The 21,580-nt window shown below is 66.7% G+C and carries 21 protein-coding genes; 10 read left to right on the forward strand and 11 right to left on the reverse strand.

What is annotated here, in order from left to right; genetic code table 11:
* The first annotated feature begins 2 nt into the window (after positions 1–2).
* A complete protein-coding gene (gene glgB, locus AU197_RS22305; protein ID WP_064405516.1) occupies positions 3–2,216 on the forward strand; it encodes a 1,4-alpha-glucan branching protein GlgB in 2,214 nt (737 codons plus the stop codon).
* 85 nt (positions 2,217–2,301) lie between these two features.
* Here glgB and AU197_RS22310 read toward each other — a convergent pair whose 3' ends face one another.
* Genes AU197_RS22310 through AU197_RS22320 form a run of 3 tightly spaced genes read right to left on the reverse strand, consistent with a single transcriptional unit; the run spans position 2,302 to position 4,818 of the window.
* Positions 2,302–3,195: a tetratricopeptide repeat protein gene (locus tag AU197_RS22310; RefSeq protein ID WP_197415626.1), complete on the reverse strand. Its 894-nt coding sequence runs from the start codon at positions 3,193–3,195 to the stop codon at positions 2,302–2,304.
* A gap of 13 nt (positions 3,196–3,208) precedes the next feature.
* The gene (locus AU197_RS22315; protein WP_156434515.1) at positions 3,209–3,592 is read right to left on the reverse strand and encodes a DUF3817 domain-containing protein; all 384 of its coding nucleotides are present in this window, start codon (positions 3,590–3,592) and stop codon (positions 3,209–3,211) included.
* Positions 3,593–3,636: 44 nt separating this feature from the next.
* Complete coding sequence (locus AU197_RS22320) at positions 3,637–4,818, reverse strand: acetyl-CoA C-acetyltransferase (protein WP_064405520.1); 1,182 nt, start codon at positions 4,816–4,818, stop codon at positions 3,637–3,639.
* Positions 4,819–4,901: 83 nt separating this feature from the next.
* Between AU197_RS22320 and mce the strand changes: the two genes are divergently transcribed.
* Complete coding sequence (mce, locus tag AU197_RS22325; protein ID WP_064405523.1) at positions 4,902–5,384, forward strand: methylmalonyl-CoA epimerase; 483 nt, start codon at positions 4,902–4,904, stop codon at positions 5,382–5,384.
* Here mce and AU197_RS26720 read toward each other — a convergent pair.
* Complete coding sequence (locus AU197_RS26720) at positions 5,381–5,677, reverse strand: Rv1322 family protein (RefSeq protein ID WP_082696802.1); 297 nt, start codon at positions 5,675–5,677, stop codon at positions 5,381–5,383. The genes mce and AU197_RS26720 overlap by 4 nt on opposite strands.
* Positions 5,677–6,348 (reverse strand): endonuclease NucS, encoded by a 672-nt coding sequence (gene nucS, locus AU197_RS22330; protein WP_064405525.1) that lies wholly within the window; start codon positions 6,346–6,348, stop codon positions 5,677–5,679. Before nucS ends, AU197_RS26720 begins: the two co-directional genes overlap by 1 nt.
* Before the next feature lie 45 nt (positions 6,349–6,393).
* Between nucS and AU197_RS22335 the strand changes: the two genes are divergently transcribed.
* Complete coding sequence (locus AU197_RS22335) at positions 6,394–7,995, forward strand: adenylate/guanylate cyclase domain-containing protein (RefSeq protein WP_064405527.1); 1,602 nt, start codon at positions 6,394–6,396, stop codon at positions 7,993–7,995.
* On the opposite strand, the gene glsA is transcribed toward AU197_RS22335, so the two are convergent.
* Together glsA and AU197_RS22345 are read right to left on the reverse strand one after the other, a co-directional pair.
* A complete protein-coding gene (glsA, locus tag AU197_RS22340; protein ID WP_064405529.1) occupies positions 7,984–9,276 on the reverse strand; it encodes a glutaminase A in 1,293 nt (430 codons plus the stop codon). The genes AU197_RS22335 and glsA overlap by 12 nt on opposite strands.
* Before the next feature lie 9 nt (positions 9,277–9,285).
* Positions 9,286–10,719, reverse strand: coding sequence for a carotenoid oxygenase family protein (locus AU197_RS22345; protein WP_064405531.1), 1,434 nt, complete (start codon positions 10,717–10,719; stop codon positions 9,286–9,288).
* 56 nt (positions 10,720–10,775) lie between these two features.
* Between AU197_RS22345 and AU197_RS22350 the strand changes: the two genes are divergently transcribed.
* The gene (locus AU197_RS22350) at positions 10,776–11,441 is read left to right on the forward strand and encodes a TetR/AcrR family transcriptional regulator (RefSeq protein WP_502687898.1); all 666 of its coding nucleotides are present in this window, start codon (positions 10,776–10,778) and stop codon (positions 11,439–11,441) included.
* An 86-nt stretch (positions 11,442–11,527) separates the two neighbouring features.
* Here the strand turns inward: AU197_RS22350 and AU197_RS22355 are convergent, their stop codons facing one another.
* Together AU197_RS22355 and AU197_RS22360 are read right to left on the reverse strand one after the other, a co-directional pair.
* Positions 11,528–12,031, reverse strand: coding sequence for a hypothetical protein (locus AU197_RS22355; RefSeq protein WP_064405536.1), 504 nt, complete (start codon positions 12,029–12,031; stop codon positions 11,528–11,530).
* Positions 12,032–12,116: 85 nt separating this feature from the next.
* Positions 12,117–13,325 (reverse strand): cytochrome P450, encoded by a 1,209-nt coding sequence (locus tag AU197_RS22360; RefSeq protein WP_064405538.1) that lies wholly within the window; start codon positions 13,323–13,325, stop codon positions 12,117–12,119.
* Positions 13,326–13,435: 110 nt separating this feature from the next.
* On the opposite strand from AU197_RS22360, the gene AU197_RS22365 reads away from it, so the two are divergent.
* From AU197_RS22365 to AU197_RS22375, 3 genes are read left to right on the forward strand one after another with little or no spacing between them, the layout of a single operon-like run.
* The gene (locus tag AU197_RS22365) at positions 13,436–14,632 is read left to right on the forward strand and encodes a thiolase C-terminal domain-containing protein (RefSeq protein WP_064405540.1); all 1,197 of its coding nucleotides are present in this window, start codon (positions 13,436–13,438) and stop codon (positions 14,630–14,632) included.
* A gap of 8 nt (positions 14,633–14,640) precedes the next feature.
* Entirely contained in the window at positions 14,641–15,060 is a 420-nt protein-coding gene (locus tag AU197_RS22370; RefSeq protein WP_064405541.1) for a Zn-ribbon domain-containing OB-fold protein, read from the forward strand.
* Position 15,061: 1 nt separating this feature from the next.
* Positions 15,062–16,279: a CaiB/BaiF CoA transferase family protein gene (locus AU197_RS22375; RefSeq protein ID WP_064405543.1), complete on the forward strand. Its 1,218-nt coding sequence runs from the start codon at positions 15,062–15,064 to the stop codon at positions 16,277–16,279.
* 12 nt (positions 16,280–16,291) lie between these two features.
* Here the strand turns inward: AU197_RS22375 and AU197_RS22380 are convergent, their stop codons facing one another.
* Positions 16,292–17,464, reverse strand: a complete 1,173-nt coding sequence (locus AU197_RS22380; RefSeq protein ID WP_064405545.1) for an amidohydrolase family protein — start codon at positions 17,462–17,464, stop codon at positions 16,292–16,294.
* Between the two features lie 158 nt (positions 17,465–17,622).
* Between AU197_RS22380 and AU197_RS22385 the strand changes: the two genes are divergently transcribed.
* A complete protein-coding gene (locus tag AU197_RS22385; RefSeq protein WP_064405548.1) occupies positions 17,623–18,429 on the forward strand; it encodes a FadR/GntR family transcriptional regulator in 807 nt (268 codons plus the stop codon).
* A gap of 24 nt (positions 18,430–18,453) precedes the next feature.
* On the opposite strand, the gene AU197_RS22390 is transcribed toward AU197_RS22385, so the two are convergent.
* Entirely contained in the window at positions 18,454–19,278 is an 825-nt protein-coding gene (locus tag AU197_RS22390) for a mycofactocin-coupled SDR family oxidoreductase (RefSeq protein ID WP_064405549.1), read from the reverse strand.
* A gap of 168 nt (positions 19,279–19,446) precedes the next feature.
* Here AU197_RS22390 and AU197_RS22395 point away from each other — a divergent pair, with 168 nt between their 5' ends.
* Together AU197_RS22395 and AU197_RS22400 are read left to right on the forward strand one after the other, a co-directional pair.
* The gene (locus AU197_RS22395) at positions 19,447–20,931 is read left to right on the forward strand and encodes a DNA-3-methyladenine glycosylase 2 family protein (protein ID WP_064405553.1); all 1,485 of its coding nucleotides are present in this window, start codon (positions 19,447–19,449) and stop codon (positions 20,929–20,931) included.
* The gene (locus AU197_RS22400) at positions 20,931–21,434 is read left to right on the forward strand and encodes a methylated-DNA--[protein]-cysteine S-methyltransferase (protein WP_064405618.1); all 504 of its coding nucleotides are present in this window, start codon (positions 20,931–20,933) and stop codon (positions 21,432–21,434) included. The genes AU197_RS22395 and AU197_RS22400 overlap by 1 nt, the downstream gene beginning before the upstream one ends.
* The last annotated feature ends 146 nt before the right edge of the window (positions 21,435–21,580 follow it).

Raw genomic sequence — 21,580 nt, forward strand, 5'->3', positions numbered from 1 at the left:
AGATGACGCAGACCAAACAATCGAGCAGCCCACATCTGCGGCCGCACACCGCCGACCTCAACCGGCTGCTGGCCGGCGAACACCACGACCCGCACTCGGTGCTCGGCGCGCACGAGTACGACGACCACACCGTGATCCGCGCCTACCGACCGCATGCGGTCGAGGTGGTCGCGGTCGTCGGCGGTGAGCGGTATACGTTCCAGCACATCGAATCCGGACTGTTCGCCGTCGCCCTGCCGTTCACCGAGCTGGCCGACTATCGGCTCGAGGTGCACTACCCGGGCGGCGACGGCGCGACCCAGGTACACACGGTGGCCGACGCGTACCGGTTTCTTCCCACGCTCGGCGAAATGGATCTGCACCTGTTCTCCGAGGGCCGCCACGAGCGCCTGTGGGAGATCCTGGGCGCGCATCCCCGCCGCTACACCACCCCCGACGGTGTCGTCGACGGTGTCTCGTTTGCGGTGTGGGCCCCGAATGCCAAGGGTGTCAGCCTGATCGGCGAGTTCAACCACTGGGACGGCAACGAAGCCCAGTTGCGTGTGCTCGGGTCGACCGGCGTGTGGGAGGTGTTCTGGCCGGGCTTCGAGATCGGCGGGCTCTACAAGTTCCGCATCCACGGCGCCGACGGTTCGGTCAGCGAGCGCGCCGACCCGATGGCGTTCGCGACCGAGGTGCCGCCCAAGACCGCCTCGAAGGTGACCCAGAGCGACTACACGTGGGCCGACGACGAGTGGATGGCGCGCCGCGCGGCCCAGAACCCGGTGTTCGAGCCGATGAGCACCCTCGAGGTGCATCTGATGTCGTGGCGCCCGGGCCTGAGCTATCGCGAACTCGCTACCCAGCTCACCGAATACGTCGTCGAGAACGGTTTCACCCACGTCGAGCTGATGCCCGTGGCCGAGCATCCGTTCGGCGGCTCCTGGGGTTACCAGGTCACCTCCTATTACGCGCCTACGTCACGCCTGGGCTCACCCGACGAGTTCCGCCACCTCGTCGACACGCTGCACCAGGCCGGCATCGGCGTGATCATGGACTGGGTGCCCGCCCACTTCCCGAAGGACGCGTGGGCGCTCGGTCGGTTCGACGGCACCGCACTCTACGAGCATTCCGATCCCCGCCGCGGCGAACAGTTGGATTGGGGCACCTACGTTTTCGACTTCGGGCGCGCCGAGGTGCGCAACTTCTTGGTGGCCAACGCGTTGTACTGGCTGCAGGAGTTCCACATCGACGGTCTGCGCGTGGACGCGGTCGCCTCGATGCTCTACCTCGACTACTCGCGCCCCGAAGGCGGGTGGACCCCGAACATCTACGGCGGTCGCGAGAACCTCGAAGCCGTGCAGTTCCTGCAGGAGATGAACGCGACCGTGCACAAGGCCGCCCCCGGCATCGTCACGGTCGCCGAGGAGTCCACCTCCTGGCCCGGAGTGACCAGGCCGACGAACCTTGGCGGCCTTGGCTTCTCGATGAAGTGGAACATGGGCTGGATGAACGACACGCTGGAGTTCATCAAACGCGATCCGATCCACCGCAGTTACCACCACCACGAGATCACGTTCTCGATGCTCTACGCGTTCAGCGAGAACTACGTGCTGCCCATCAGCCACGACGAGGTAGTACACGGCAAAGGCACACTGTGGGGCCGGATGCCGGGCAACGACCACAACAAGGCCGCCGGGCTGCGCAGCCTGTTGGCGTACCAATGGGCGCATCCCGGTAAGCAATTGCTGTTCATGGGACAGGAGTTCGGCCAGCGCGCCGAGTGGTCCGAGGAGCGCGGCGTCGACTGGTACCAGCTCGACGAGAACAGCTTCTCGACCGGTATTCAGCGCATGGTGCACGACATGAACGCCGTCTACCGAACCAGGCGGGCGCTGTGGTCCCAGGACACCCGCCCCGAGGGCTACAGCTGGATCGACGCCAACGACTCGGCCAACAACGTGCTGAGTTTCCTGCGCTACGGCGACGACGGCACCGTGCTGGCATGCGTGTTCAACTTCTCCGGTGCCGAACACACCCGCTATCGCCTGGGGCTACCGCACGCAGGCACCTGGCGCGAGGTGCTCAACACCGACGCCGACATCTACAACGGGTCGGGCATCGGCAACTACGGTGCGGTGCAGGCAACCGACGAGCCGTGGCACGGGCGCCCGGCGTCGGCGGTCATGGTGCTGCCGCCGCTGTCCGCGCTGTGGTTCGAATACGAGCCCGAGTAGGTGGGGCGCTCTAGTGTGCGCTCAGATCGTCGTTTCGGCCGGATTGGGGGCGATGGTCGATCTGTGCGCACACTAGCGCCGGGCGCTAGTACAGCGCGTTGGCCAATTTGCGCCGACCGGCGATGACCTCGGGATCGGCCGGATCGAACAGGTCGAACAGCTCGACGAGGCGGGTGCGCACCGTCGTGCGGTCGTCGCCCGACGTCCGCTTGACGAGGTCGATGAGCCGGTCGAAGGCCGCGCCGACGTTCTGCTGGAGAACCTCCACGTCGGCGGCGGCGAACGCCAGCTCGATATCGCCGCGGTCGGCGTCGGCGGCGGCGATCGCGTCGGGCGTCCGGGTAGTGGCGCGCTGCAGGAAATCGATTTGGCGCACAGCGCCCTTGGCCTCGGCGTGACCGGGGTTGGCGTCGAGGATCGCCTGGTATGCCGTGCGTGCGGCGTCGAAGTCGCCGGCGTCCAGGTGCGAACGCGCCTGCGCGAGTTCGGGATCGACCTGTTCGGCCTCTCCCTCCTCGGCGCCGCCGGGCAACTTGCCCGCGACCGCGTTCAGCAGCGAATCGATCCAGCGGCGCAACTGCTCGGGGGGTTGCATGCCCTGGAAACTCGACAGCGGTTGGCCGGCGGCCAGCGCCACCACGGTCGGGATCGCCTGCACACCGAACATCTGGGCCACCCGGGGGACGACGTCGACGTTGACCGTCGCCAACGACCACTTGCCGCCGTCGGACGCGGCCAGTTGACCGAGGGCATCGCCCAATTGGACGCTGGCGTCGCTGCGGGGCGACCAGAGCAGCACCACGACGGGAACCTGGCTGGACCGGACCAGCACCTCGGCTTCGAGGTTCGCCTCGGTGACTTCCACTCCCCCGGTGGGCGCCGACGATTCGCCGTCGCCGGTCGAGGGGCGCTGCTTGAGGGCGGACAGATCAACCGCACCGGCCATCGAGGCCGCGATGGAAGGGCGTGGACGACTCACGTCCATAAGTTTGTCACGTCGTTTCGGCAACCGGCTGCCCTGGTTGGGCGATGGGCGCGACGGCGGACTCGGCTCCCAACCGGCCGGTGCGCTCCACCCATATGAGGAAGACCACGCTGGCGAGCGGCACGATGCTCGCGACGATGCCCAGCAACCACGTACCGGTCGCCCACCTGAACATCACGGCCGCCAGCAGCCCCAGAGCGACGAATGCCACGAAGACGGCTCCGTGGGCCGGTCCGAACACCTTGACGCCGATCTCGGTGCGCGGGGCGCCGAGGTACTTGAAGTACATACCGATCAGCAGTCCGACCCAGCTCACCGCCTCGAGCAAGGCGACGAAACGAAACCATCCCGCGACGGTGCGCTGGTTGAGCAGGCGAGTCATGGCCGCCATTGTGCCCGAAAGCCGGGCCGATTACTACGTGGCGTCGTAGACGCTTACGGCGCCCGGAGGATCAGCGCATCACCCTGCCCGCCGGCACCGCACAGCGCCGCGACGGCATAACCCGAACCCCGCCGGGCCAGCTCGAGCGCGGCATGCAGCGTGATGCGGGCGCCCGACATGCCGATCGGGTGCCCGATGGCGATAGCGCCGCCGTTGACGTTGACCTTCTCGGGATCGACTCCGAGCTCCTTCGTCGAGGCCAGCGCGACCGCGGAGAACGCCTCGTTGATCTCGATGACGTCGAGCTGATCGACCGAGATGCCCTCGCGCGCAACCGCCTTCTTGATGGCGTTGGCCGGTTGCGACTGCAGCGTGGAGTCCGGGCCGGCGACCACGCCGTGCGCACCGATCTCACACAGCCACGACAGCCCCAGCTCCTGCGCCTTGTCCTTGTTCATCACGACCACGGCGCACGCACCGTCGGAGATTTGCGAGGCCGACCCGGCGGTGATGGTTCCGTCCTTGCGGAATGCCGGCTTCAGACCGGCCAGCGACTCGACGGTGGTGTTGGCGCGGATGCCTTCGTCCTCGGAGAACTCCAGCGGGTCACCCTTGCGCTGCGGGATCTGCACCGGCACCACCTCATCGGCGTAGACGCCGTCTTTCCATGCGGCAGCGGCCTTCTGGTGCGAACGGGCCGCGAACTCGTCCTGTTCGGCGCGGGTGAACTGGTCGACCTCGTTGCGCTGCTCGGTGAGCGCGCCCATCGGCTGGTCGGTGAACACGTCGTGCAGACCGTCGTATGCCATGTGATCGAGCACCGTGACGTCGCCGTACTTGTAGCCCGCCCGGCTGTTCATCAGCAGGTGCGGCGCCCGGGTCATCGACTCCTGGCCGCCGGCCACGACGACGTCGAACTCACCGGCGCGGATCAACTGGTCGGCCAGCGCGATCGCGTCGATACCTGACAGGCACATCTTGTTGATCGTCAGCGAGGGCACGTCCCAGCCGATGCCCGCCGCGACGGCCGCCTGCCGGGCCGGCATCTGCCCGGCGCCCGCGGTGAGGACCTGGCCCATGATCACGTATTCGACGGCGGAGGCGGGAACCTTGGCCTTCTCCAGCGCCCCCTTGATCGCGATCGCGCCGAGATCGCTGCCGGAAAAGTCCTTCAGCGAGCCCATCAGCTTGCCGACGGGTGTACGTGCCCCGGCAACGATCACCGACGTGGTCATTTACTACCTCCAAAAAGTGGGTATAGCGGTGTGTGTTCCATGACACATTCCGCAAACATCTGTCTCAAGGTTACCGTTACGTTATGACCACCGAACACGTAGACGCACGTCCGGCGCTCGCCAGCGCACTCGTGACGGCGATCGACCACGTGGGGATCGCGGTTCCGGACCTCGACGCCGCGATCAAGTGGTACCACGATCACCTCGGCATGATCGTCCTTCACGAGGAGATCAACGAGGACCAGGGTGTGCGCGAGGCGATGCTCTCGGTGCGTGGCGCCCCCGTCGGCAGCGCGCAGATTCAGTTGATGGCGCCGCTGGACGAGACCTCGACGATCGCCAAGTTCATCGACAAGCGCGGCCCCGGTCTTCAGCAATTGGCCTACCGCGTCAGCGACATCGACGCGCTCAGCGAGCGTTTGCGCGCTGACGGCGTTCGGCTGCTCTACGACGCCCCACGTCGCGGCACCGCGAACTCGCGGATCAACTTCATCCATCCCAAGGATGCCGGCGGGGTCCTCGTCGAGCTCGTCGAGCCGGCCTCCGACAAGCACGACGACCACTAGGACCACCTGCGGGTCGGACCGCGAGTAGCGCGGTGCGCCCAGCACGGCGTGTGCCAGTGCCGACGGTCGTCGACCGCCCGCTCCCCCATATCGGCCGGAAGCACCACGACATGCGCTGTCCCGGGCCGGATTTCATGATCACACCCCGGACACCGGTACGTCTTGGTGGCACGTGCGGCGGCGATCGGACGCACCTCGTAGTCGTAGCCGTCGGGCCCCGTCTCGACACGGCGGGACGCAGGCAGCGGCGCCGGCGGCCGCTCGGAACGCCGACGGGGCCGCTTGCGGGCCATCAGAACAGCCGGAACTCGTCGCTGTCCATACCGCGCATCTTGTCGTAATCCAACGTGACGCAGCGAATGCCGCGGTCGGTGGCCAGCGTGCGGGCCTGCGGCTTGATCTGTTGTGCGGCGAAGACGCCGGCGACCGGGGCCAGCAGGCTGTCGCGGTTGAGCAGTTCGAGATAACGGGTGAGCTGCTCTACCCCGTCGATCTCGCCGCGGCGCTTGATCTCGACCGCGACCGACCCGCCGTTCGCGTCGCGACACAGCAGGTCGACCGGGCCGATCGCGGTCATGTACTCGCGCCGCACCAGCGTGTAGCCCGCCCCCAGCAATTCGACGTGCTCGGCCAGCAGCTCCTGCAGATGCGCTTCCACGCCATCCTTGACCAGGCCGGGATCGACGCCGAGCTCGTGGCTCGAGTCGTGTTCGATGTCTTCGACAGTGATCCTCAGCTGCTCACCCGCCTTGTTCTCGACCACCCACACGGGCGTCGGCCCGGAAGTGTCCTCGGTGAGACGACACGGCGGGGTCATCCAGTTCAGCGGTTTGTAGGCACGGTCGTCGGCGTGCACGCTCACCGAACCATCCGCCTTGATCAGCAGCAGCCGCCGCGCTGACGGCAGGTGTGCGGTCAGGCGTCCGACGTAGTCGACTGTGCACTGGGCGATCACGAGACGCACCCGACCACCTTAGGCCGCCGCCGGGCGATTTAGGCTGAGGGGACGATGACCGTTAACAGGAGCGTCGCGCAGCGGCTGGGTCGCGTCCTGGAGACGGTGACCCGCCAGAGCGGACGCTTGGGCACCCCGGAATACGGGTCGTGGTTACTCGGGAAGCCCCAAGAAAGTCAGGCGCGCCGACGCGTGCGTATTCAGGTGATCCTGACGTTCTTCATTCTGTTCACCAACATCCTCGGTATCGCGGTCTCGCTGCTGCTCAACGGGGTGGCCATCCCGGTTCCCAGCGTCTTCACCGACGCACCTGCCTGGCTGACCTGGGGCGTCGTGCCGGCCTACATGGTGGTCGCGCTCGTCTTCGGAACGACCTGGATCACGTCGCGCACCGTCGGCTCGCTGCGGTGGGCCATCGAGGAGCGGGCACCCACCCGAGAAGACCAGCGGAATGTCTTCCTGGCGCCGTGGCGGGTTGCCAAGAAGCTCCTTCTGCTGTGGGGCGTCGGCACGGTGATCCTGACCGTGCTGTACGGCATGCAGGACCCGGCGTTCATTCCCCGGTTCCTGCTCGCGGTCGGCTTCCCCGGCATCGTGGTGGCCACCGCCTGCTACATGATCACCGAGTTCGCTCTGCGCCCGATCGCTGCCCAGGCGCTCGAGGCCGGTCGCCCTCCGCGGCGGTTGGCGCACGGCGTCATGGGCCGAACCATGACGGTCTGGCTGCTCAGTTCCGGGGTGCCGGTGCTGGGCATCCTTCTGCTCGCGGTGTTCGCGCTGGCGCTGCGGAACCTCACCGCCACCCAATTCGCAGTGGCCGTGATGATCATCGCGGTGATCGCGCTCGCCTTCGGGCTGACCCTGATGTGGCTGCTGTCGTGGCTCATCGCCACCCCGGTACGGGTCGTGCGATCGGCCCTCAAGCACGTCGAGGAGGGCGATCTGGACTGCAATCTCGTTGTTTTCGACGGCACCGAACTCGGCGAGCTGCAGCGGGGGTTCAACTCGATGGTGCAGGGGCTCAAGGAACGCGAGCGCCTGCGTGACATCTTCGGACGCCATGTGGGCCGGGAGGTCGCCGCCGAGGCGGAGAAACAGCGGCCCAAGCTCGGCGGCGAGGAACGGCACGTCGCGGTGATCTTCGTCGACATCATCGGGTCGACGAAGCTGGTCACGGCCAAGCGCGCGACCGAGGTCGTCGGCCTTCTCAACCGGTTCTTCGCGCTGGTCGTCGAGGAAGTGGATCGTCACCACGGCTTCGTCAACAAGTTCGAGGGCGACGGCGCACTCGCGGTGTTCGGGGCGCCGGTGCATCTGGAGAAACCGGAGGATTCGGCGCTGGCCGCCGCACGGGCGATCGCGCGGCGTCTCCACGAGGAGGTGCCCGAGTTCGACGCCGGCATCGGGGTGGCCGCCGGCGAAGCGGTGGCCGGCAACGTCGGCGCCCGGGAACGTTTCGAGTACACGGTCATCGGCGAGCCCGTCAACGAGGCGGCACGCTTGTGTGAACTGGCCAAGGAAACCCCCGGACACATTCTCGCCAGCTCCGACGCGCTGTCCGGCGCCAGCGAAACCGAGTGCGCGCACTGGCGATTGGGCGACGAGGTGACGTTGCGGGGCCACGACGCGCCGACGAGGTTGGCCTTACCCGCCTGAGTCACCGGGGTTTGGGTTCGCCGTGGCGCGCAGCGCGTCCTCGAGCGTGCTGTACACCTTGACATCGAAGCCTTCGGTGTGGCTCGCGGTCAGAACCCCGTCGGGGTCGACCACGTAGCCCTCCTTGCCCGCGGCGACGAGCGATGCGCGCATGCCCGCGAACATGCGACGCGCCGCGTCGTCGATGTCGTCGACCCGTGACAACTCCAGAACCGCGACGTCGAATGCGTCGCGCTCGCAATAGACCCTGCGCAGCACCTGCTCGGCACCGGCGAACAACAGGTCGCCGTGCAGCTCGAAAATCCGCACGCCCGGTTCGACGTCGTACGCGTTGCGGATCGTGGAGCGGGACTCGCGGGTGTGGGCGAGGAAGTGCAGGCCGAGATCCGCCGACAGGCTGCGACACACCTCGGTCCCCCGCACGCTGTTGCCCTTGGTGTCCAAACGGGGCGAATAGACGCCGATTCCGAGCTGCCCGGGCAACACGGCGGCGATGCCGCCGCCGACACCGCTCTTGGCGGGCATGCCGACGGCGCTCACCCAATCCCCTGCCGCGTCGTACATCCCGCACGTGACCATCACGCTCAGCGTGCGTTGCACGACCGCCGCGCTGGCCACCTGCCGCCCAGCCACCGGCTCGACGCCACCGCGGGCCAGCGTCGCGGCCATGACGGCCAGATCGGTGCTGGTCACCTTGATCGAACACTGCCGGAAGTAGACGTCGAGGGTTTCGTCGGGATCACCGTCGAGCACGCCGAAACTCTGCAGCATGTAGGCGATCGCGCGGTTGCGGCTCCCGGTGGCCTGCTCTGAACCGTAGACGTCGTGATCGATCGCGAGTTCGCGGCCCGCGAACGCCGAATAGAACTCGTGAATCTGGTTGAACCGCTCGTCGGCGGTGGCACCCGGTATCAGGGAGGCCGCGGCGATCGCACCGGCGTTGATCATCGGGTTCTTCGGCGTCTTGGTGGTTTCATCGACGCTGATCTGGTTAAACGCCTCGCCGGAGGGTTCGACGCCGATCTTGGCGTCGACGGCGTCCATGCCGATGCGCTCGAGCGCGAGCGCGTAGGTGAACGGCTTCGATATCGACTGGATGGTGAATTCGACTGCCGTGTCGCCGGATTCATAGACATAGCCATCGGCCATGGACAGCGACAGGCCGAATTTCGTGGGGTCGGCGCGTCTCAGTTCGGGGATGTAGTCGGCCAGCGCCCCTTCGTCGTTGTCAGCGTGCTGCTCTCTGATCTGGTCCAGGAACCGCTGCACCAGTTCGGCCATGGCGCAATCCTAGGCCGGTACCCAGTTTCCGTGGAATCCCGCGGGCACACGGTGCGGCAGGTGGATGCTCGCGATGTCTTCCAGAGTCTGCGCGTCGAGCAGCGCCAGCTCGCTGCGGTCGGTGCGGCGGTCATAGACATAGCCCATCAACACGCCGTCGTCCTCGGCGGCATCCGGTGACGATGGCTCGAAGACGAACTCCCCGAGCACTTTTCCGTCACCGAACGATCGCGACTGGGTTCTGCCGCCGATGAGATCGTGCTTGATCAGGACGTCGGCGGCCTCGCCCTCGCCGACGCTGGGCGCATACCCGTAGCGGTGCCGTTTACCGACGCGGCGTTCGTCGACGCGGGGAAATTCCTGACCGCGATCGTCGATGCGCGATTCGCGGACCTTGCCGTCGGCGAGATCGACCGTCCAGCGGTCGAGCGTCGGGGGGCCCTCGTCGGGTCCAAGGTGGTTGGTGTCGAACATCTTCGGGTGACGCACGACGTCGAGCACGATGGTGTCGCCGTCGTCGTAGGCGTTCATCGGATGAAACACGTAACAGGGCTCGACGTCGAACCAGCGCACATCGGCGTTGCCGCCCTCACGCGGCATCACGCCGACCCGCGCCGGATACCGAGGGTTCCACGAGTACGGGAACCGGCGATCGGTCGTCTCACCCCGCGGTTGCCGCGCACTGATCGGATCGGGGATCCGCACCCGACCGATGACGGCCGACAACGCCAGCCGGGAGACGAAACGAAGACCGCGCGGAACCGTCATCTGGACTGCCATACCGGTGTCGAACGTCACCGGCAGGTCGTAGAACACGACGTGGTTCTCGGTCAGCGAGAAGTCGTGCATCATCGGGCTACCCGCCACCTCGATGTCGACCGTGCGCCGCGCGCGCCCGCCGGCGTCGATCACCGAGTACTCGACCGTGTTGCCGCGATACATGCTGTAGGAGACGGCGTGCAACTCACCACTGTCGGGGTCGCGCTTGGGATGCGCGGTGTAACCGCCGGTCAGCGTCCCGTCGAAATCGCAGGCGCCGACGGTGTCGAGCTCGTCGGTGAGTTCGACGTTGGTGACGCCGGACTCGATCAGCGCGATCGTCTTGCCGGCATGCCCGATGACGTTGGTGTTGGCGCCGATTCCCGAGATCGGGAAGTGCCCCTTCGGCGGCTGTTCTCCCAGAGCCCGCGCGGTCTGCGGGCCACGGACCCACCGGTTGCGATACCACTCGGCCCTGCCGTCGCGAATCCGGATCCCGTGCACCATCCCGTCTCCGATGAACCAGTGATACAGCTCGGGGTCGAGCTCGCCGATCGGGTTCGGGCCGTTGCGCAGATAACGGCCGTCGAGGTGCTCGGGAATCGTCCCGGTGACCTCGAGGTCGGTCAGGGTGTGCTCGTCGTGGATCGGCGCGAAGGGGCCTTCGAGGTAACGGTTCGTCATCGGAACATCCCTATAACAGTGTTATGACGTTCCCTGTATAACACCGTTATGGAAGCATGGCAAGGGTGAGCGACGCTCGAGAGCAATTGGTCGACGCAGGCATCCGCGTCCTCGAGCGCGACGGCCTGGCCGCGTTGAGCGCGCGCAAGCTCGCCGCCGAAACCGGCACCTCAACGATGGCGGTGTACACCCACTTCGGGGGCATGTCGGGTCTGATCGATGCGATCGCCGGCGAATCGTTCACCCGCTTCGCACGGGCACTGACCGAGATCACACCGACCGAGGATCCGGTCGCGGACTTCTTCGTGATGGGCGCCCGCTACCGGGAGTTCGCGCTGCAGAACCCGCAGCGCTACCAGTTGATGTTCGGCACCGCGGCCGAGTCGTTGAACCGGTACCACGCCGATCTCACGGTGACCGGCAGTGCCAGCGCCCGAAGCGAGTGGGCGGTGTCGTTCAGTGCACTGCTCAACGGTGTGCGCCGGATGATCGCGGCCGGGCGCATCCGCGACGACGGGGAGGCGGCCGTCGCGGGGCGGCTGTGGAGCATCAGCCACGGTGCGGTGCTGCTGGAGGTCGCCGGATTCTTCGGACACGAGGGGCATGGCCTGACTCAGATACTCGGACCGTTGATCGTCGACACCCTCGTCGGAATGGGCGACGAGCGCGACCGCACGATGCAGTCGCTGACGACCGCCATGGCGACCCTGTCCGGATCGTAGGCCTTCACCACCGTGTAGGACCGAAATCTCAACCGAGCGTTTCGAGTTCAATCGGCAGCGAGTCGGCGGGTGTGGGTCCGGTCCCGTCAGCTCTCGTCGTGCCCCACCTCGGCGGGCAGCGGTGGCGGCAGCGGCTTCTGCGATGTCGTGGGTGCCGAACTCGCCTCGGGCGGCGACATCCCCGGGCTCGACGCGGAGACCTCGTGGAAATCCACCATCGCCTCGTCGCGGATGACCCGCGACCCTTCGGCCAGGACCAGCGACTCCTCGGACACGGTGTAGGTGATCCCGTTGTTGTCCACCGTGAACGTGTTGCCTGATTTCTCAGCGGTTTTGATCAGCTTCGCGCCGTCGCGCAACCGCACCCCGCGGTACTCGTATCCGCCGTTGGGTGTCTCGCAGATCGCCACGCGCGACGACGCGGTGCTGCCGAACACGACCACCGAATAGGGCGCCGCACACCGCGCGGTCGAGTCGACGTAGCCGCGGGCGTCCGTCGCCGGCGCGGCGGCCGCGGAGGGCAGGGTGAACGCGGCCGCGGCCGAACACGCGGCCACGGCACCGAGCAGAAACCAACCTCGATTCGACATTGCTTCCACGACACCACGACATCGCCATCTGCGCACCTGACAATGGGAGACAAGTGCGAATCGTTAGCAGGCCGAAACCGGCTCGTTAGGTGGGCCTCGGCGTAAAGCGCACGGGGAGGGATGACAGGCCGGAGGTGAGACTGGTCGCCGCCCATGTCTCGGGGCCGGCCTGCTCGATGTCGGGTAGACGCGTGAGCAGCTCACGGATCATCACCGCGCCTTCCGCCCGGCCCAGATGCGAGCCGACGCAGAAATGTGGACCGCCGCCACCGAATGCGATGTGTTCGCTGCGTTTACGGTCGATGTCGAAGGCTTCCGGGTCCTCATAGACGCTCTCGTCGCGATTGCCGGACCCGTAGTACATCACCACGCGCTCACCTTTGGCGATCGGCTGACCGGCCAGCTCGGTGTCCTCGGTGGCCAGGCGGCGGATGTAGACCACCGGCGAGAGCAATCGCAGCATCTCCTCGATCGCACCCGGCAGGAGCGCGTCGAGATCCTCGACCAGGCGTCGGCGCACCTCCGGATGATCGAACAACAGCTTCATCCCGCCCGAGATGAGATTGCGCGACGTGTCGAGGCTGCCGTCGGTGAGGAGTATGAAGTTGCCGATGAACTCCATATCAGTGATGGGGCGACCGTCGACTTCCATGTTCGCGTAGGCGCTCAACACGTCATCGGCGGGATTCTCCCTCTTGGCGGCGAACGCCTCGAAGCCCATACCGGCCATCTCGATGAACGCCGCGTGAAACGCCTCCTCCCCCACGATGTCCGGGGAGCTGTGCGTGATCATGAACAACTCGTGGAGGCGATGGCCGTGCTCGCGGGGTATGCCCAGCAGCGCCGCCGCCGTGTAGCCGGCCATCTGACCGGCCAGCTCCACCACGTCACACTCGCCGACACCGGCCACCTCGTCGACGATCCCGGAGGCCAACCGCTGCAGGTCCGGGAGCATGTGCTTCACCCGTGCCGGAATCAACCGTGGGGCAATAACTTTCCGGAAGTGCGCGTGTCGTGGTGCGTCCATCGACAGGAACCCGACCTCGATCTCCGCGTCCACGATGCCGACCGACGGTGAGGATTGAAACAGCTCGGGATGGTGCTCTATGTGGCGGATGTCGGCATTGCGCGTCACCGCCCAGAAGAAGCCGCCGTCCGGGGCCGGGTGTTTGTAGATGGGTGCGTTGGCCCGTAGCCACCGGTACTGCTCGAAGGGGTGGCCGTTGCTGAACGACTTCGCCGAGTACAGATCGATGGGGATCTCCGGCGCGGCGGCGTCGAGGGTGTCGGTCATCTGCAACCTCCGAGTCTGGGGGTGCCGCCGGTGTGCGTCGCGTATCAGCCGACTCCGACGGCCAGCCCGAATACTGTCATATTTGAGGTGTTTGACGCTAGGGTGCTTTCATGTCCGCCCCGCCGGCACCGCATCCGCTGCGTGACCGCTGCGCGATCGTCGGGATCGGCGCCACCGACTTCAGCAGAAAGTCCGGGCGAACCGAACTGGCGCTGGCCGCCCGGGCGTGCACCGCAGCGATCGCTGACGCCGGACTGTCACCGGCCGATATCGACGGCATCGTGCGCTGCGAACAGGACACCGTGCGCCATAACGACCTCGCCGATGTCCTGGGCCTGCCCGCGTTGACCTACTGGGGATCGACCGGCACCGGGGGTTCGGCCCCGGCCGGGATGGTGGCGCAGGCTTGCGCGGCGATCGCCTCCGGGCTGGCGCGGTCCGTGTTGGTGTTCCGCTCGCTCAACGGGCGTTCGGGCGCCCGCTTCGGCCGGGGGCGGCGCCAGAACGCACCCGTCGGTGGGAACGGCTCGTACGACGAGTTCTTCCTTCCCTACGGCCTGATGGCCCCCGGGCAGATGTTCGCGTTGATCGCCCGTCGTCACATGATCGAATTCGGCACCGAGCCCGAGCATCTGGGTGCCATCGCACTCGCCTGTCGCGAGCACGCCAACGCCAATCCCGCCGCGCAGATGCACGGCAAGCCGATGACCTTGGCCGACTACCTGGAGTCCCGGCCGGTGACCGAGCCGCTTCGGCTCTACGACTACTGCCTGGAGACAGACGGCGCGTGCGCCGTCGTGGTGACCTCCAGCGAACGGGCGCGCGATACGGCCTCGACGCCGGTGTCGATCCGCGCGGTGGCCCAGGGCGCCGATGCCCACCAACAACCCGGCCTGGTCTTCCCGGCGCTGATGCGAGAAAGCCTGGTCGAACAGCCTTCGAACCGGACCGCCGAAACCTTGTATGCCAGAGCAGGTCTGGGACCCGATGATGTCGACGTCGCGCAGTTCTACGACTGCTTCACCATCACCGTGCTGCTCCAGTTGGAGGACTACGGCTTCGCTGCCAAGGGCGAGGGCGGCCGGTTCGCCGCGACCGGCGCACTGCGTGTCGGCGGCAGCCTGCCCATCAACACGGCGGGCGGCAACTTGTCCGAAGGCTACATTCACGGGCTCAACCACGTGGTCGAAGGAGTGCGGCAGATCCGTGGGGATTCGACCAGTCAGGTGTCCGGCGCCGAGGTGTGCCTCGTGACATCCGGACTACCGACCGCGACCGGCGCCCTGATGCTGACCGCCACCGCATAGGACGCCCCATGACCGATGCGCCCTCCCCTGTCGTCGACGACCCGGACACGGGTGGATTCTGGCAAGCAGCACAACGCGGAATACTCGCGGTCCAGTGGTGTGACGCCTGCGATGGGCCGGTCCACCTGCCGCGGCCGATGTGCCCGCGATGCGCTTCCGACAGCCTGGCTTGGCGCGAGGTCGACGGTGAGGCGACCGTGTATTCCTGGGCGGTCGTGCATCATCCGGTGCACCGCGCATTCTCGGTTCCCTACACCGTCGCGCTGGTCGCGCTCGCCGCACACCCCACGGTCCGGCTGATCGCGCACCTCGACGGGGCGCCGCCCCTGCGGGAGGGGCAGCGCATGCGGTTCTTCACGCGCGCCGACGCGACGGGGGTGCTGCTGCCACATTGGGCGCCGATCACCGACAGTGCGGAAGGAGTCTGACGTGACCCAGGTGCTGCAGGGTGTGCGGGTGCTGGAGGTGGCCCTGTACGGCTTCGTCCCGGCCGCGGCCAGCGCACTGGCCGACTGGGGAGCCGACGTGATCAAGGTCGAGCACCCCGAGACCGGTGACCCCATCCGCGGCCTCGCAGCGTTCGGGGTCAAGCCCGGCGACGGCGGGGTGACCATGCTGTGGGAGGTGCTCAATCGCGGAAAGCGTTGCGCGGGAATCGACATCGCCCATCCCGACGGATACGAGGCGTTGATGACTCTCGTCGACCAGTCGGACGTCTTCTTGACGAACTTCCTCGGGCCGGCCCGACAGCGCCTGCGCATCGACGCCGAACACGTCCGGGCCCGGAACCCGCGCATCATCTACGCCAGAGGAACCGGTCACGGTGTCCGGGGCCCCGACGCTGACCGTGGCGGCTTCGACGGCATCTCCTACTGGGCGCGTGCCGGTTTGGCGACGGCCGCCATGCCGGCCGATTACGACTACCCCATCAATCTCCCCGGCCCCGCAGTTGGTGACATCCAGGCGGGGCTGAACCTCGCGGGCGGTATCACTGCCGCGCTGTACCACCGCGAGCGCACGGGTGAGGGTGCCGTCGTGGATGCGTCGCTGTTGTCGGCGGGCCTGTGGGCCATGCAATCGAGCATCGCGGGCAGCTATGTCACCGATCGCGACCAACTGGTCAAGGGCGATCGCCGCCGTCCCGGCAATCCCCTGGCCAACGTCTACCGGACCGCTGATGGCCGTTTCGTCTTCCTCGCCATGCTCGAAGCGGATCGGTACTGGCCGGGATTCTGCCGCGCCGTCGGTCGGCCCGAGTGGATCGACGATCCGCAATTCGCGACCGCCTCGTGCCGGCGCAAGAACATCGAGCGCTGCGTCGAACTCCTGGACGAGTTGTTCGCCGAACAACCACTGGAGCATTGGAAGACTGTGCTCGACAGCCAGGAAGGGCAGTGGAGCATCGTCCAGTCACCCCGCGAGACGCTCAGCGACCAGCAGGCCTGGGACAACGGATTCTTCACGATGGTGAACTACGACAACGGCGCCCGGTTGCCGTTGGTGCCCGCCCCCGTTCAGTTCGACGAGGCGCCCGGGGAACTCCGGCCGGCCCCTGGACACGGACAGCACACAGACGACCTGCTCCGCGCGTGCGGGTACGACGACGAGACGATCATGAACCTGAAGATCGCCGGCGCCATCACCTGACCCCGGCCCGGATCAGGCCGAACGCGGAAAGTGAAACAGGTTGCGCGCGTTCGTTTCGGCGATCATCGCCACTTCGTCGTCGGGGACGTCGGCCAGGGCTTCGGCGGCGCGTTTACGGCAGTTCGGCCAGTTGGAATCCGAGTGCGGGAAGTCGCTTTCCAGCATGATGCGATCGATGCCGATCTTGTGCCGGCTCTCCACCCCGTGGTCGTCGTCGATGAAACACGTCCAGAAGTGTTGGTGGAATAACTCCGAGGGGCGGGCGTCGAAGTCGATGTCCTGGTAGTAGCGGTGCCGTTCCCAGGTGAAATCGGTTCGTTCGAGCATGTACGGAACCCAGCCGATGCCGCCTTCGGCAAGGGAGAACTTCAGGTTTGGGAACTGCTGGAGCTTGCCGGACAACAGCAGATCGACCGTCGTCCACCAGGAGTTCGTGGCGAACACGGCGATCGCCACGGCGAAGGGGGCCGCTTTGCTTTTCATGGTCTTGGGCGCGAACGGCGCACCGGAAAACGAGAAGCCGGGCACATAGCCGCCGGCACCGAAGTGCAGCGACACCGGAAGGTCGGCGTCCGAACAGAGCTGCCACAGCGGATCCCAGTGATCGGTGTGGAATGACGGGAGGCCGAAAACCGATGTGGTGTCGGGGAACGAAAGCGTCCGCGCGCCCTTCGCGACGAGGCGTTCGGCTTCGGCCACCGCCGCGTCGATATCCCAGAACGGCACCATCCCCAGCGGGATGTACCGGTCTGGCGCCGTGGCGCACCATTCGTCGATGTGGAAGTCGTTCCACGCTTGAATACACAGCCGCGCAAGCTCTTTGTCCTTGCCGCGGAAGAACGTGCTTCCCGCGAAACCGGGAAACGAGGGGAAGCACAAAGCGGCATGGACGCCGTCAACGTCCATGTCCTTGACCCGCATCGCGGGGTCGTAGCACCCGGGGATCATGTCCTCGTAACGCACGGGGTCCACACCCCACTGCTCGCGAGGCTTACCGGCTACGGCGTTGAGTCCGATGGTGGGGAACCGCTCGCCGTTGTAGTGCCACAACTGGCTGCCGTTGACGTCCCTGATCTGCGGTGCGTCCTCGTGCCACCGCGTGGGCAGGCGATCCACCCACACGCGGGGGTGCTCCACCAGATGGTCGTCGACGGAGATGATCTGGTGCTGGTCCTGTAGCGGCATGGCATCCTCCCGATGCCGGCGTCGACGGCGTCCATGTCCGTCGTGACGGCGACTGCTCAAATATACCTATATTTGGATGACGCACAAGCTTTCCGAGCTGCGACGAGTACGCTGAATGTCCGAGTATTCACGCGTTTGCGGGCAAGGCGGTATCAGCGATGACGGTTGACGACTGGCGGGCCGACGGTCCCCGTCAGGAGCTGGTTGCCCGGATCCGTCGCGGCAAGCTCTCGTTGGGTATCGCCCAGGACATCGTTCGGCGCATCGCACTGGATCAGCTGTCGGTCGGGAGCCCGCTTCCCACCGAACAGGCGATGGCCGCCGAGTTCGGCGTCGGCCGGGCCTCGATCCGCGAAGCGCTGCGGGTGCTGGAGCTGCAGGGAATCGTCGAGATCCGCCGGGGCAACGGCGGCGGTCCGGTTGTCGGTCACCGCGGGCCGCAACGCTTCGGCGAGACGATGACGATGCATCTGCAGCTGGCCCACGCGACGATGCGCGACGTCAACGAGTCAATGATCTATCTCGAGCCGCTGGCGGCCGAACGGGCCGCACTGCGAGTTCGTGAGGGCTCGGCCGATCCGCACCTGATCGCGCAGATGGTCGAGGAGAGCCGCCGCGGGATGGCCCGGGTGACCGAGCAGAAGCTGTCCAGCCACGACTACGTCGACTCGGGCAGCCGCTTCCACATCGTGGTCCGCGACATCTGCCCGAACCCGGCGCTCGACCTTCTCACCGAGTCGGTGAGCCACATCTTCTCGAGCCGCACCGCGCAAGGCGGCGCCAACCTCTTCAGTGACATGACGAGAACCCGCCTGCACTTCGATCACATCCGCATTGCCGATGCCATCGAAGCCGGCGATCCGGACGCGGCGCGCGAACTCATGCGTGAGCACATGACCACTGCGTCGCAGGCGATCTTCGAGGTTGCGCCGGACTTGGCGGATAACCTGGTCGACTGGCAGTGACGGGCCCGCGGGAAGGGCCGCGCTTCACACGTTGCAGAATCCGGCGTCGACGGGCAGGCACACGCCGGTGATGTAGCGGCCCCGCTCGGAGACCAGCCATGCCACCGCGTCGGCGATGTCCTCGGGCTGAAGGATGTTGACGTTCGGCAGCAGGTTGCGAAGGTTGGCCAGCGGCCGCTCGGCGACGGTTGCGATCCAACTGGAGAACGCTTCGTTGCGGGTCATCCCGGAGTCGACGCCGGTGGGCAGTATGGCGTTGACGCGAATGTTGTGCGGCCCAAGCGCATTTGCGAACACGCGCATCAATCCGAGGATGCCCGACTTCGCGGCCGTGTAGCCGTCGAGGCCACCCCAGCCGCCGGTGAAACCCTTGACCGCGGCCGTGGAGCTCGTCAGTACCACCGATCCGGGACGACCGGCCTCGACGAGTGCTGGGGTGGTGGCCTTCACGGTGTTCCACACGCCGGCGAGCATGATGTCGATCGCGTCCTTGAAGGCGCGGGCCTCGTCGACGTCGGAAGGGTAGGCACACCCGCCGGCGTTGGCGATCACGATGTCGGCACAATCGACGCCGAGGTCATGGGTACCGGCCGAAAACGCTTGTCGGACTTGGTCGAACTCGCGGACGTCGGCAACCTGGGGACTGGCCCGCTGCCCGGCCTCCTCGACCAGACGGCAGGTTTCCTCGAGTTCTTCGCGCGTGCCCATGGGGTAGGGAATGGTCTCGATGTCGGCACAGATGTCGACCGCGATCACGTCGATGCCGTCGGCGGCCAGGCGCACGGCGTGGGCCCTGCCCTGCCCGCGAGCCGCCCCCGTGATCATTGCGACCCGCTGCGCGCCCGTCATCGGTCTCCGTGGGTTTCGAACGTTCGACTATTTGGATCAACGTACGGCGGGCGCGACTCCGCCGTCAAGCATTCCGTTCCGCGCGGCATGGCAGTACCCGGTCGGCCCCCGACGACCATGTCGGTTTTCCGCCAGCCTTGTCGGTGGCCTCGTGTAATCGTGAGAGACATGTACGACGATTTCGACCGCTGCTACCGGGCCGTCCAGTCCAAGGACGCCCGGTTCGACGGTTGGTTCGTCACCGCGGTGCTGACCACGAAGATCTATTGCCGACCAAGCTGCCCGGTCCGCCCGCCGTACGCGCGCAATATGCGGTTCTACCCGACGGCGGCGGCCGCTCAGAAGGCCGGATTCCGCGCATGTAAGCGGTGCCGGCCCGACGCCTCGCCGGGCTCGCCGGAGTGGAATGTCCGCGGCGATGTCGTTGCGCGGGCCATGCGGCTGATCGCCGACGGCGTCGTCGACCGCGAAGGGGTGACCGGACTGGCCGCCAGACTCGGATACACCACCCGCCAGGTCGAGCGGCTCCTACAGGCAGAGGTCGGCGCCAATCCGCTCGCGTTGGCGCGGGCACAGCGTTCGCAGACGGCACGTGTGCTCATCGAAACCACCGAATTGCCCTTCAGTGACGTCGCATTCGCATCAGGCTTCTCCAGCATCCGCCAGTTCAACGACACCGTCCGAACGGTGTATGACCTTCCTCCGACCGCACTCCGCCAGCGCGCGCGAACGCGCCTGGGCCGCAACGACGACGGTGCCGGGGTCATCTCGCTGCGACTGCCGGTCCGCACCCCGTTCGCCTACGAGGGATTGTTCGGCCACCTCGCTGCCAGTGCGGTGCCGGGCGTCGAAGAGGTGCGCGACGGCACCTATCGGCGGACATTGCGCCTGCCCAACGGCAGCGGAATCGTCGCTCTCACACCGCAACCGGACCATGTCCAATGCCGCGTTGCCCTCGACGACTTCCGTGATCTGGCCACGACGATCGCCCGCTGCCGGCGGCTGCTTGACCTCGATGCGGACCCGGAGGTGGTGGTCGATGCCCTGGGCGCCGACGCGGACTTGAGCGCCCTGGTCGCCAAGGCTCCGGGACAACGCATCCCCCGCACCGTCGACGAACAGGAACTGGCGGTACGGGCGGTACTCGGCCAACAGGTGTCGGTGAAGGCGGCGCGCACTCATGCCGGCCGCCTCGCGAGTGCGTACGGTCAACCGATCACCGATGCGAATGGCGGTCTGACACACGTCCTCCCACCGGTCGAGCATCTCGCCGAGATCGACCCCGCCCATCTGGCATTCCCGAAGTCCCGGCAACGGTCCTTGATGTCGCTGATCCGCGCGCTGGCCAACGGTGACGTGGTGCTGGATGCGGGCTGCGATTGGGACCGCGCGCGTGACCAATTGCAGGCGCTACCCGGAATCGGCCCGTGGACCGCGGAGATCATCGCCATGCGCGGGTTGGGAGACCCCGACGCATTCCCGGTGACCGACCTTGGCGTGCGGCTTGCCGCCGAACAGCTCGGGTTGCCCGCCGATGCGCGCTCGCTCGCCGAACACAGCGTCCGCTGGCGACCGTGGCGTTCGTACGTGACACAGCATCTGTGGACCGCGCTCGATCATGCGGTCAACGACTGGCCGCCGAAGGAGAAGTGATGACTGCCTTGCGATTTCGCACGATGCCGAGCCCGGTCGGTCAATTGACATTAGCAGGTCGCGATGGTCGGCTCATGCATCTGCGGATGGTGGATCAAACGTATGAGCCGAGTCGCGAAGGTTGGGTTGCCGACGAAAGCGCATTCCCGGAGGCCGTCGAACAGCTCGAGGCGTACTTTGCCGGTGAGCTCACCGACTTCGATCTCGAACTCGACCTGGTTGGTACGGCGTTCCAGCGAAAGGTCTGGGCAGCGCTGCTGACCATCCCCTACGGGGAAACGCGGTCGTACGGCGAGATCGCCCGCCAGATCGGCACGCCCGGCGCATTCCGGGCCGTGGGGTTGGCCAACGGACACAATCCGATTGGGATCATCGTGCCGTGCCATCGGGTGATCGGCGCCAACGGCAGCCTCACGGGGTACGGCGGTGGCCTCGACAGAAAGAGAGCATTGCTGGAGATGGAGAAGAGCCGGGTCGCGCCCGCGCTGACGCTCTTCGACTGACATCGTTCGCCGCCGGAGTCAGACGCACAAATGCCTGTGGCCCCCAATCGAATTGGGGGCCACAGAGCTTAATTTGTGTTCGGCGGTGTCCTACTTTTCCGCCCGGGTTGGGCAGTATCATTGGCGCTGGCAGGCTTAGCTTCCGG

Source organism: Mycobacterium sp. IS-1590 (assembly GCF_001500025.1).
Taxonomy (GTDB): Bacteria; Actinomycetota; Actinomycetes; order Mycobacteriales; family Mycobacteriaceae; genus Mycobacterium.

Excerpts from the sequence above, each read along its gene's own strand:
- glgB (WP_064405516.1), top strand. The coding sequence starts at position 3 with ATGACGCAGACCAAACAATCGAGCAGCCCACATCTGCGGCCGCACACC.
- AU197_RS22315 (WP_156434515.1), bottom strand. The coding sequence starts at position 3,592 with ATGGCGGCCATGACTCGCCTGCTCAACCAGCGCACCGTCGCGGGATGG.
- AU197_RS22320 (WP_064405520.1), bottom strand. The coding sequence starts at position 4,818 with ATGACCACGTCGGTGATCGTTGCCGGGGCACGTACACCCGTCGGCAAG.
- mce (WP_064405523.1), top strand. The coding sequence starts at position 4,902 with ATGACCACCGAACACGTAGACGCACGTCCGGCGCTCGCCAGCGCACTC.
- AU197_RS26720 (WP_082696802.1), bottom strand. The coding sequence starts at position 5,677 with ATGGCCCGCAAGCGGCCCCGTCGGCGTTCCGAGCGGCCGCCGGCGCCG.
- AU197_RS22335 (WP_064405527.1), top strand. The coding sequence starts at position 6,394 with ATGACCGTTAACAGGAGCGTCGCGCAGCGGCTGGGTCGCGTCCTGGAG.
- glsA (WP_064405529.1), bottom strand. The coding sequence starts at position 9,276 with ATGGCCGAACTGGTGCAGCGGTTCCTGGACCAGATCAGAGAGCAGCAC.
- AU197_RS22345 (WP_064405531.1), bottom strand. The coding sequence starts at position 10,719 with ATGACGAACCGTTACCTCGAAGGCCCCTTCGCGCCGATCCACGACGAG.
- AU197_RS22350 (WP_502687898.1), top strand. The coding sequence starts at position 10,776 with ATGGCAAGGGTGAGCGACGCTCGAGAGCAATTGGTCGACGCAGGCATC.
- AU197_RS22355 (WP_064405536.1), bottom strand. The coding sequence starts at position 12,031 with ATGTCGAATCGAGGTTGGTTTCTGCTCGGTGCCGTGGCCGCGTGTTCG.
- AU197_RS22360 (WP_064405538.1), bottom strand. The coding sequence starts at position 13,325 with ATGACCGACACCCTCGACGCCGCCGCGCCGGAGATCCCCATCGATCTG.
- AU197_RS22365 (WP_064405540.1), top strand. The coding sequence starts at position 13,436 with ATGTCCGCCCCGCCGGCACCGCATCCGCTGCGTGACCGCTGCGCGATC.
- AU197_RS22370 (WP_064405541.1), top strand. The coding sequence starts at position 14,641 with ATGACCGATGCGCCCTCCCCTGTCGTCGACGACCCGGACACGGGTGGA.
- AU197_RS22380 (WP_064405545.1), bottom strand. The coding sequence starts at position 17,464 with ATGCCGCTACAGGACCAGCACCAGATCATCTCCGTCGACGACCATCTG.
- AU197_RS22385 (WP_064405548.1), top strand. The coding sequence starts at position 17,623 with ATGACGGTTGACGACTGGCGGGCCGACGGTCCCCGTCAGGAGCTGGTT.
- AU197_RS22390 (WP_064405549.1), bottom strand. The coding sequence starts at position 19,278 with ATGACGGGCGCGCAGCGGGTCGCAATGATCACGGGGGCGGCTCGCGGG.
- AU197_RS22395 (WP_064405553.1), top strand. The coding sequence starts at position 19,447 with ATGTACGACGATTTCGACCGCTGCTACCGGGCCGTCCAGTCCAAGGAC.
- AU197_RS22400 (WP_064405618.1), top strand. The coding sequence starts at position 20,931 with ATGACTGCCTTGCGATTTCGCACGATGCCGAGCCCGGTCGGTCAATTG.